The sequence below is a fragment of the Ekhidna sp. genome (assembly GCF_965227465.1).
In the GTDB taxonomy this organism is placed as follows: Bacteria; Bacteroidota; Bacteroidia; order Cytophagales; family Cyclobacteriaceae; genus Ekhidna.
This window is the reverse complement of the sequence record NZ_OZ245746.1, coordinates 2,563,664-2,574,814: the sequence shown is the minus strand read 5'-3', so window position 1 is coordinate 2,574,814 and position 11,151 is coordinate 2,563,664. Positions and strand designations below refer to the sequence as shown.

Here is an 11,151-nt window from a genome sequence, read left to right as displayed (position 1 = left end):
TATGATTAAATCACTCATTGTAGACGATGAGCCTCGAGCTGTTAAGGCCCTCCAAATCACATTGGAAAGACATTGTCCAGAAATTGATTTAATAGCAACTGCTTCAAATATTGATGATGCGTTCAGAATTATTCTTTCTAAAAAACCTGATTTAGTTTTTCTGGATATTAACATGCCTAATGGGACAGGATTAGATTTATTAGAACGCATCAAGGATACTGAAGAATGCAAAGTTATTTTTACAACAGCTTACGAAGAGCATGCGATTACTGCATTTAGGCTTTCTGCAATAGACTACCTTTTAAAGCCAATTGATAAAGTTGAATTAATTCAAGCAATAAACAGATATAAAAAAAGGAAGATAGACTCGGAAAGAAAGAAAATCTCTGTGTTCACAGAACTCTATAAGAAGCAGCATCCCGAAAGGATTGCAATCAATACTTTAGAAGGAGTTCATGTAGTAGATATAGATGATTTATATTTTCTTTCATCAGAAAAGAATTACACTAACTTTCATTTAGAAAAGAGCATCATTATAGCCTCAAAAGCCATTGGAGAATATGAGAAATGGTTAAATCTTGATCAATTTGTTCGAATTCATCGCTCTTATATCATTAACCTTTCGAAGGTGAAAGAATTCGACAAGAAAAAGAATGGTGTCATGTTACAGAACGAGCTTTTTATTGAAGTTTCAAGAAGTAAAAAGGATTTACTTCTTCAAAAATTGAAAATCGTCTAACTCCCGTTCGTTCACTCAATCATACACTTTATCCTTGATTTCCTACCATTTATTCATTGGTTCATCAATACCGTGTTTAGACCTCTTTATAGTGATAATTTAGCAAAGTGAAAATCAAATACCTAAAGCTTAATCACTCACTTCTAGTCTTAAAGATTGCTCTTCTCATTATGTTTTTAGCAAGCTTCTACTTGATCTGAGAACAAGAACCTCTTTGTTTATGAAAAAATCGAATCTACTTACCATCGTATTGATAGCTGTTTCTTTTGTTGCCATTTCACAACCAACTGATGGACTTATAGCTCATTTTAAAGGAGATAATAATGTAACAGATGCCTCATCTAATCAGTTGAATGGATCTCGTTCTTCAGGGGTAACTTTTGGAACAGACAGAGATGGAAACGGTAATAGTGCATTTGTTTTTAATGGGACAACCGGATTTTTGAATCTGGACCCTATTGTTGGTAGCATGGCTAACAACACAACTGGAACTTTCGCTTTTTGGATAAAGCCGGATGATGCAACACCTTCATCAACTCAATATGCCGTTTCATTTGGAGATACGAACGGATATCGTTGGATGGCCGCCTTATTTTATACAGCGGCTGATGGTTCAAGCGTCTTAAGATTTGCCGCAAGAAATAACTCTCCTATTCAATTTCTAATTGAGACATCCAATCAACTATCAGACGGAACTTGGTCACATGTGGCATGTGTTCAAGATGGATCACAGGCAAAAATTTATGTAGATGGAGTCTTTGTTAGTCAAACAGCAGTTGGTCAGCAATCTAGTCCTGGGGCATGGTTTAATAACCTTAGTGGCATTGACAACAGCCGACCCGGTTACTTAAATCAAAATAATAAAACACAAGGATACTTTAAAGGCAGCTTGGACGATATTGTTTTTTACAATCGTGCACTCACCGGAGCTGAAATTGTAGATATATATGAGCAATCCGGATCAGCAGGTGGTGGAGGTGGAGTCACTCCTACAAGTGTGGTTTGGGAGCAAAATGGTAACGATATCTATACTGACAAACAGGTAGGAATCGGAACAGAAACTCCAATGGAAAAACTATCATTGATTGATGGTCAACTCTTTATGGGTCAAAGTACCACCAATAAACTTGAAAGCGGTAGAATTCGATTTTCAGAATTTGAAAACTCCTATCAGGGATCATACATTCACTACGATGGATCTTCGAATATCCTGAGCCTAGGTGTTCACCATTCAAATGATGCAGACCCCACTAAAGATGTGGATGCTATCTCGATATTGCGATCCAATGGTAGAGTGGGGATAGGAACAGATGCTCCTGATCAGCAATTGATGGTTGATGGACACATTTCAACTAGCAAAACTTACAATACTAAAATACAATTTGTGCGGCATGGCTGGTCAGGTTCGCATGGGATCCTATTCAATTCCTACTATAATTCAACAGTTAATGGCAGTCTTGCCGCAACTGGTAATACGTTTCATGCCAATAGTGAAGGAAGTCATACAACTGGCGCAGGTGCTATCATGTTTTTTAGCAATGGCGGAACAATGGATTTCAGGATCTCAGAAAAGTCACCCGGAGCTGATCAAGCGATTGATTGGGGAGTACCAAAGATGCGGATTAAAAGAAATGGTTACGTCGGGATTGGCACTACTGAAATAGATGCAATGCTTACAGTATCGGGTAAGATTCATGGGCAAGAAGTGAAAGTAACTATAGATGCAGGGACTGGTCCGGATTACGTTTTTGAGGATGATTATGACTTAAAATCCCTTGAAGAAGTAGCTGAATATATTGAATTAGAGAATCACCTTCCTGAGGTCCCATCAGCAAAAGAAATGGAAGCAAACGGAGTTCAGTTAGGTGAAATGAATATGCTACTTTTGAGAAAAATTGAAGAGATGACACTTCATCAGATTGCACTTTTAGAGCGAATCAAGAAATTAGAAAGGGCACTAGCAAAGCAGATTGATTAAGCTGACCTTATATATCGCCACTTTTTCTATGCTAGTAGTTCCACTGGTATCCTTCAGTCAGACCAAGATTGCTGTGCCTTCTACAACGATGCAGTTTGAAGATATCCGCATGCCTAAAAAGCAACGGATAAATACAAAGAGAATAGCGCGATATAAATCAAAAAAATTGAATGACCTCAATCGATTGGTAAAGAAGCATACGAATCTTCCGAAAGAAAAATTGAATGAATATAGGTTGGTTTTTCAAGGACTTGATTCTGGTGAACTTGAGCTAATCTATTCGGAAATTAATCAACTGAGTAACTCCAATTTATATCCGGACTACTCAAAAGAGATCAATACCTATAACCGACTTAGCGAATACAACAAGGACTCTCTTAAATCCTTGAAGGCTTCAGAACTCAATAAAATTAAAAGTTATCGCCAAAATATTCCTAATAAGTATAATAAGTCAATTCTCATAGACTCCTCTGACTTTCAAAAGTTCTATCAACTCCCAGATTCATCAGTCCTCACCAGTCAAATACCAAATTATGAAGGTTACATCAAACGCGATGGGCTTGATAGCCTTGGTCAGTTTGAAAGACCAATATTAAGCGACTCTATAATTAAGAGAGACATAGAAAGACGTCTTGAAACCTTTGTTTCTGAAAAAGTGGATGCGGGAAGGTTAAATGAGTTTAACACGCAACCTGCTACACCAAAGCAACAGGTTCAGCACTACGTTCCAAGTCTTGAGAAATTTAACTATCAAAAACCCCAGATTCCTGAAAAGAAGCTATCAAAAGCCCTTCTAGAGCAAGAAAAGGAACGTAGAAAGCAGGAATTGCTGGATCAATTGAATCCAAACTCTGCAGAAGAGTATGCCGATAAAGTGACCGTTTTATCCAGATTTTCAATTGGTGGATATATGCGCTATGATGCGGCTAAAAATGCGTTAGAGTTCACGCCTCTGATTACCTATTCCCCTCTCCAAAAAGTGGCGATAGGCATTGGTTATCAAACCAATATATCACTCCAGAGCAGTGATAGCTTAAACACCCAAGGCTGGAGAGCTTTTGCTCAATACACCTTTTTCTTCACCTATTATTTACATGCAGAATCCGAATGGGTAAAACGAAATTCGGCTTTTGAAAATATGCCGGCTACCACCGAAAGAAATACATACGCTGGCATAGGAAGGAGCTTTAGGTACAAGTTTATCAGATCCAGTATTACAGCTTTATACAATTTCAATGCACCATCAGACTTAAGAACGAAAAAATTTACACTCAGACTAGGATTAACAATTAACAAATGACTTTTAAACAATTCAGTATAGGACTTTTTACGGCAATTATCATTGCCTTGGGCATCTCGATTTTCAAGCTATTCTTTGAGCAAAAAGTGGTATATGTAGAAACCAACAAGCTCCTTGAAAATTATGAGGGGATGAAAACTGCAAGAGCTGAATTTCAGCAAAAAGCGACTCAATGGCAAGCTAATATTGACACATTAAAGGCCGAGTTGGACAGAGAAATAAAAAGCTATGAGGCTGCTAAGGGCAGAATGAGCATGAAAGAGCGTGAACTCAACGAAAAGCTTATTAGCACCAAACGTCAGCAGTTTATCGATTATCAAAATGGCATTCAGCAAAAATCACAACAGGAAGATTTTCAAATGACTGAAAAAGTACTCACTGAGATTAACGCCTTTATTGAAAGCTATGGAAAGCAAAATGGATATGACTTGATTTTAGGAGCCAATAATTCCGGCAACATTGTCTACGCAAATGATTACCTGGATATCACAAGTGAATTGCAAAAAGCATTAAACGCCAACTACCAAGGATTTTGATTATTAAACTAAGACATATCAATCAAAGGCTGTCTTACAGTACCAGCGTGTTACTCATGGCGATGATCTTGCTGCTTGGATGTACCACACCTGAGTATATGGAGGAGGTAGAGCTACAGGAGTTTATAAATAAGGAATCCAATGGCTTGACACGATCCATCGAGACAGGAAAGGTAACCATGAAAATGAGTTATCGTCCAATCGACTTCATGGTTTGGCAGGAGATTGACAATGAGATTGATTCTGCTAAAATCAGTCAAGCTTTTGATAATTATGATCAGTACCTGTACTACGTCATGCAGCTTTCCGCTGGAGAAAGAGATGCCCTGTACGGTTCGGCTGTAAATCAGTCGGACTTTAGCGATAAGCTTCAAACGCTATCATTTCGTATGCCACAATACATAAATCTGACGACATCAGAAAACGACACGATTCCGCTAGCAGATGCTTATTACAGTCGGATGTTTGGTATGAGTGCTAGCAGCGATGTATTGCTGGTATTCAATAAAGAGCAGATCAAATCTGACGAATGGATTTCAATTAATACGCAAGAATTCGGATTTAAGACCGGTAGAAGAAGTTTCCGATTTGATCTAAAAGACATTAAGAATACACCTAAACTAATACAACTCAAACCTTACCATGAAATTTTTGAGAAGAACTAAAAAAGTAAGTGCCATCCTCAACCTAAATAGGGGTATGCGTCTTCACTCACCAACGAAGACGATTCGTAAGCACATCAAAGTAATAGCCGCATTTTTTATTGTAAACTTTCTCTCCAGTTTGTTTGCACCAAATATCGCCTATGCCTTGACTTCAGGACCAACTGCGCCAGAATCTTTCTCTTTTGAACCAGTAGATATGACCGATGTGGTCAATCTTCAAACAGGAGATTTTGTGTACGGAGTTCCGCTAATGGAGGTGCCTGGACCTGGTGGAGGTTTTCCAATTAACCTCTCATATCATGCAGGAATCCAAAACGATCTTGATGCTTCATGGGTAGGACTGGGATGGACCCTCAATCCCGGTGCTATTTCCAGGTATGTCAATGGTATGCCAGATGATCACAGAGGCAAAACAAACACACAAAGAGACTTTTGGTCAGGTGGAGAAACTACGTATAATTCTTATGGGGTATCGTTTGGTGTTGGTGATTTTGCATCTGTGTCAGCCAATGTAATCACGGCAAATGATAGCTACAGGGGAACTGGTTTGGGATATTCACTTGGAGGATCTATTGGAGATCAGTTCTCTCCGATTGGTTTAGCTGGAAGTGTGGGAAAAAGTCCTTTTGGAGGCTATAATGCTAGTATAGGCATAGTCGGAAGTAAAGGTTTTGGGGCCTTGGGTGTTAATGGATTTGCTGGAATCAATTATTCAGAGGGACAGGGGCTTAGCGCTGGATTTAGCGGGGGCATTTCCGTTGGTTATAGTAATAAAAATGGTAAGCGAGTTTCAGCTTCTTTATTAGGAGCTTCAATTAGTACCGCAGGTGGGGGTGTAGGAGTCTCAGTGGCTGGTGCCTCGACTTCTCAGCATAACTCTCAATCTGGTAAAATAAGTACCAGCTCCTCAAGTAGTGGAATTACCATTCCAATACCAGTAGTGCCGGGTTTATCAGTAAGTCACAAAAGAACGTATGTCAGATACTGGAGTGATGAGACCGAAGGGGTTACCATCAATGGAGCTCTATACAACGAGAAGCCAAGCTCTAACAATTATGAGAACAGATCATATGATACATATGAAATCGAAGATCGAAAATCTTTCTCCGGTTTATATGCTATCAAATTCGCTGGAGGATCCGGTACGCTTAGTAATGGCTTACAACTCGCTGCTGTCGAGATGGAAGATCGACTTAAAAAGAGTCCTGACAATGCTACTCTCCTGGATTATGATTCTTATAATGTAAATGCACAGGGCCTTGCTGGTGGAATTAAACCTTATTACTACCAATCTTACTTGAATAGAAGGACCTTGAAACGTCATGAAGATGGATCGGATGTCTATGATCTTAAAAATATTCAAATGCCAGGTGCAGGAGATCAGTTACGTCCACACTTTCGATTTGTTGGTGATTTTGGAAATAAGTTAATCCAAGGTGAACATTTTGCTCAGGCTTCTATGAGTAGTAGCAATCCAATATTTATTCAGTTCAATGGTGAGATGAATTCCTTCGAATTGAAAGTAAACAGTTCAAGTAATTATCGTCAGGAAGTTACTGGTAGTAAGAATGTTAAGCCAATATATGGAGGGAATAATTTGCTCACTGGGTTTGAAGTGACTAATGAAACAGGTGTTGTTTATGAATTCAAGCAACCAGTTTATGCTAGTACCGAACATGTCTATTCAGAAAACATTGACAAAAGAAAGGGTCTTGAAAACGATCAACCGGTCGGTGGCCATGCATTCAATCACCTGAAGAAACCAGATAAATATGCTTATAGCTGGCTTTTAACTGCCATGAAAGGGCCGGATTATGTTGATAGAGGCGATGCTGGCCTATCGTCAGATGATTGGGGATATTGGATAGAATTTGATTATGGAAAATGGACTAATGACTATGGATGGAGAACACCAGATTCGGGATTTACAAAAGATATTGACAATAACTTTCAGTCTTTTTCTCAGGGATACAAAGAGCTGTATTACCTAGATGCAATAAAAACAGCCACTCATACTGCTTTATTTACAAAGTCAATTCGTAAAGATGGTCACGGAGTTGCCCTGGAGAAAAACCTCGTGAAAGTCCAGAACAATAATTATGATGTAATAATTGACGATGGAGGTTACGATCCTAAAGAAAAAGCAGTATTGGTTGGAGAGGCTAATTGCTCTCCATCAGGATTAAATGTAGATCTACCGGTTTATGGATACAGTTATCCTACTAGTACGTTAAAGCTTGATAATATCATGCTTTTTAAGAATGAAGATTTAGAGCCATTGGATATACAAAAAAACCGAAGTAATTATTTCAGCACTTTTACAATTACGGGCATTTCTGGATGTACCCCTGGAAGCTTTACACAGCAAGTACATACTTCAAACAGTGTGTGGGATGAAATGGATGCAGCGGATTATCCTAGTTTGCAAGATTTAGCTATTAGAACAATAGTTCTGAAGACAGACTACAGTCTAAGTAAAGGGACGTCTAATAGTTTTAGCAATGATAACCTTTACAAAAAAGATCCTGTTTTATCTTCTTCTAGAAATGGAAAACTGACTTTAAAAGAGCTCGTTTTTAAAGGCAAGGGAGGCATTAAGCGAATGCCTTCACAAAAGTTTAAATATGATGTTGATTATCCTACCTATTCAACTTCAGTTCGTAATTCAAGAGGCACTGCCAATGGTGCGAGCAAGCTTTATTTAAGAAATTGGGAAGGACTTGAAAATGGAGATCTTGTTAAAGTTTCATATGAGGGTGGTAAGGTTTTTTGTCATGCAAAAGGGATTCGAATCATTTCCGGCATTTCCTACATGCTTGTTGAAACAATAAATGAAACATTGTTCCAACCCGGCTTAGCCACGGTTCAATACTCAAAAACAAAAAATCCAGGATATTCTAGGACTCACAAAGACATATGGGGCTTCTTTAAAGCTGATTTTGAGAATACAGAAAAGAACAATCTGGATAAGATGACCACCGAGGTTTCGGGTCGAAATGTGGATGTCTGGAGTCTGAGAGGAATTACCAGTCCTCTGGGAGCTAAAACAATCATTGAATATGAATCCGATACCTATGGAGAAAGTGTATTCACTAAATCATACCCTTTTATATTAGATGATGAAGACTTATATGATAACGATTCAAAATTTATAACAGGTACTCTCAATTATCCTGGTTCTAGACCCTCTGAAGGATCTGTAAAAATATATTATAAGGAGTATCCAAAAACAACATGTGCTCAATATGTTACAGAGGGATCAACTACTACTTGCGTCAGATACAATCACGATTTCAACAATCCAATCATTAGATACGCGGAGTTAAATGATGTCACATTCAGCGGGTCTGGTAATAATATTTCGTTTCAATTTTTGCCGAACAAAGCAAATACTCATAATCTGATAGAAGTGACTTATGTCAATATCCACTTTCTCCAACAACCTTTCTATGGTGGTGGCTTGAGAGTAAAATCGATTGAAAGTCATGACCCGGTCACAAAAGTTTCCAATAAAATCAATTACGAGTACTTCGACGTTGATAGAATCGGAGATTTTTCGTCCGGAGTTACATCTTACGAGCCTATTATCACAGATCCCGTTTTCCAAGACCTCAGCGAAGAAGAAAAGAAAATATATGCACATGAAAGTGGCAATGATCTTTTAGGAAACGTAATGAATTACTCCAGATTCATGCCTGGACCAGGGGTGTTTTATAAAAATGTTACTGTAAGTGCAGAAACCTTTAGAGATCAGGAACAAATAGGACATTCACAAGGTAGGACGGAATATGAATTCCATACTTACAAGCGATCTATGTTGAAGTATCGCAAATATGGTTATGATTCTGATAATCAGGGAACTAGCACCTATCAAGGAACAGAATTCACCGCTGCGCAAACACGAAAATTAGAGATTAAGAACCTTTCTTCACTAGTTGGCGCAATGAAGTCCGTCTCCTATTATGATGCTGATGATAACATTCTATCGAAGAGTGAAACCGGATACCTGCATGATGACAGTGGATTGATTGAGAATAAATTCGAGGGGCAAGGAATTATAGAAGAAGTTTTCGTTAATGGAAGATTTACGAAAACTAATAACGATGATTGGAAGGCAGTAGGAGTTGTTAGCTCTGCTATGGAATATCCTTCAATTCAAGTAGGAGAACGTCATTACAATTACAAAACGGGAATTGAAACTGTTTCTTACAATGTCGCTTTCGATCACCTTTCCGGGCAATTAACAGAGTCTGTCACATCGGATGGATATGGAAATCACTATTTGAACAGAACAATCCCAGCGTTTAGGGTCTCAGCCTATGCATCTATGAAAGACGATAATTTGTTGGGCCAGCAAGCGGGTAATGAAACCTGGCTAATTGGTGCCCCAAGTGTAGAAGGTTCAACCGATGTTGAGCAATTTTTGATGTTGAACAGAGAGCCCTTTGTTAAACTTGGGTTGGTTGGAGCATCTGCTACGACCTGGAAAAAGTTTGGTAACACCATTGACGGTGTTGTCACCGAAATACAAGGTCAGAGTGGTATTTGGAGACAGAGGGGACAATACGCATGGGTAGGTGATGAATCAAAGGATAAAAATGAAGATGGAACTGATAAACCAATCAACTATCAGTTCTTTAATTATGCAAGCGAATCGTCTAACGGACCTAATTGGCAGAGAAACTCATTGATTACCAAATATGATGTGAACTCTCATGCGCTCGAAGTAAAGGATATTAATGGCAACTTTGCTGCCACGAAATTTGATAGCCAAAATGAACGTGTATTTGCTACAGTAGCCAATGCTAAGTACGATGAATTTGCTTTCTCTGGTGCCGAAGATGAAACAGTAGAAGATGGCGGAATTCATTATTTCGGAGGTCGCGTACAAAAAGGAGGAACTGTTGTAGAAAAAACCGAATCAAATTCGATTCCTGTTCATACCGGTAAGCGCAGTATTAAAATAACAGGTACTGGCCAGGCTTTTCGATATTGGGTGCCTCAGTCTGCTGCAGGTAAGATTTACAGAACTTCTGTATGGGCCAATCACGCCGATGCGCAGATAAGATATAAAGTTGATGGGGGAACGGTCAAAGTGACCAGAACTAACGAAAATAAAAAAGCAGGCGATTGGTACTTAATTGAAGCGGAGATACCTGTTCCGTCTTCATTTACTGATTTAGAGGTATTCACACGAAGAGGTTCAAGTACGGCTACCATTTATTGGGATGATTTTAGAATTCACCCAATAGACGCTACAATGACCAGTTATGCTTATAACGAATGGGGAGAGCTTTCGGATATCTTAGATGCTAACAACCTCTTTACGCACTATGATTATGATGCGATGGGACGTTTAAAGTCCGTGACGCGAGAGACATTTAGCGACGGGCCAGTTAAGATTTCTAATACGAGCATTTACTATTCTAAGAATGGTACTGATCAATCCCTTTACGGTAGAATACAATCTTCGAGTAACAATAATGTAGTTAATCTAAGCGTAGATTTTACCAATACAGGGTCTGATAATCTTACTTACAAATGGAAAGTAGGCAGTAGTAGCCACACCACGAATAAAAGTACGTATGGATACGTGGTTAATAGCTCAAACTCGGGTTATAAAGATGTCATTGTCGAAGTAATTGATAATGCAAACGGAACTTCATTTACTGCCTTCGATCGAATTTTCTTTAGGTATTGTACTCCTGCTGGTCAATGGCTGGGTAATGCATATTGTGAGATGGATTACGTGGAAACGAATGAAGGACAGACCTTATGCTACACAGGTAGATTGGTGCGAAACAAATCCAACGGAAATTGTTTAACACCTACTGTCGTGGTTATCGATTCTAATTCACCTCAATGTTTGGATAATTGCTCAGAGGAGTGCCCTCCGGGTCAAATCTGTGAAATTGAACAACAATAAAATCACC

The 11,151-nt window shown here is 38.8% G+C and carries 6 protein-coding genes; all 6 read left to right on the top strand.

Translation table 11 applies throughout. The features are described from left to right. The first annotated feature begins 1 nt into the window (after position 1). The 6 genes from ACO05G_RS11160 to ACO05G_RS11135 all read left to right on the top strand — a co-directional run bounded on the left by ACO05G_RS11160 (position 2) and on the right by ACO05G_RS11135 (position 11,144). Positions 2-739, top strand: a complete 738-nt coding sequence (locus ACO05G_RS11160) for a LytR/AlgR family response regulator transcription factor (protein ID WP_421762856.1) — start codon at positions 2-4, stop codon at positions 737-739. 220 nt (positions 740-959) lie between these two features. Further along, the gene (locus ACO05G_RS11155) at positions 960-2,717 is read left to right on the top strand and encodes a LamG domain-containing protein (RefSeq protein ID WP_421762855.1); all 1,758 of its coding nucleotides are present in this window, start codon (positions 960-962) and stop codon (positions 2,715-2,717) included. A gap of 28 nt (positions 2,718-2,745) precedes the next feature. Then, positions 2,746-4,017, top strand: a complete 1,272-nt coding sequence (locus tag ACO05G_RS11150; RefSeq protein WP_421762854.1) for a hypothetical protein — start codon at positions 2,746-2,748, stop codon at positions 4,015-4,017. Further along, the gene (locus ACO05G_RS11145) at positions 4,014-4,553 is read left to right on the top strand and encodes an OmpH family outer membrane protein (protein ID WP_421762853.1); all 540 of its coding nucleotides are present in this window, start codon (positions 4,014-4,016) and stop codon (positions 4,551-4,553) included. The genes ACO05G_RS11150 and ACO05G_RS11145 overlap by 4 nt, the downstream gene beginning before the upstream one ends. Continuing rightward, complete coding sequence (locus ACO05G_RS11140; RefSeq protein ID WP_421762852.1) at positions 4,550-5,218, top strand: hypothetical protein; 669 nt, start codon at positions 4,550-4,552, stop codon at positions 5,216-5,218. The genes ACO05G_RS11145 and ACO05G_RS11140 overlap by 4 nt, the downstream gene beginning before the upstream one ends. Beyond that, complete coding sequence (locus tag ACO05G_RS11135) at positions 5,196-11,144, top strand: hypothetical protein (protein WP_421762851.1); 5,949 nt, start codon at positions 5,196-5,198, stop codon at positions 11,142-11,144. Before ACO05G_RS11140 ends, ACO05G_RS11135 begins: the two co-directional genes overlap by 23 nt. Positions 11,145-11,151 lie beyond the last annotated feature (7 nt).

What these genes read in the sequence shown, in the direction of transcription:
- ACO05G_RS11160 (WP_421762856.1), top strand. Translation starts at nt 2, where the DNA reads ATGATTAAATCACTCATTGTAGACGATGAGCCTCGAGCTGTTAAGGCC.
- ACO05G_RS11155 (WP_421762855.1), top strand. Translation starts at nt 960, where the DNA reads ATGAAAAAATCGAATCTACTTACCATCGTATTGATAGCTGTTTCTTTT.
- ACO05G_RS11150 (WP_421762854.1), top strand. Translation starts at nt 2,746, where the DNA reads ATGCTAGTAGTTCCACTGGTATCCTTCAGTCAGACCAAGATTGCTGTG.
- ACO05G_RS11145 (WP_421762853.1), top strand. Translation starts at nt 4,014, where the DNA reads ATGACTTTTAAACAATTCAGTATAGGACTTTTTACGGCAATTATCATT.
- ACO05G_RS11135 (WP_421762851.1), top strand. Translation starts at nt 5,196, where the DNA reads ATGAAATTTTTGAGAAGAACTAAAAAAGTAAGTGCCATCCTCAACCTA.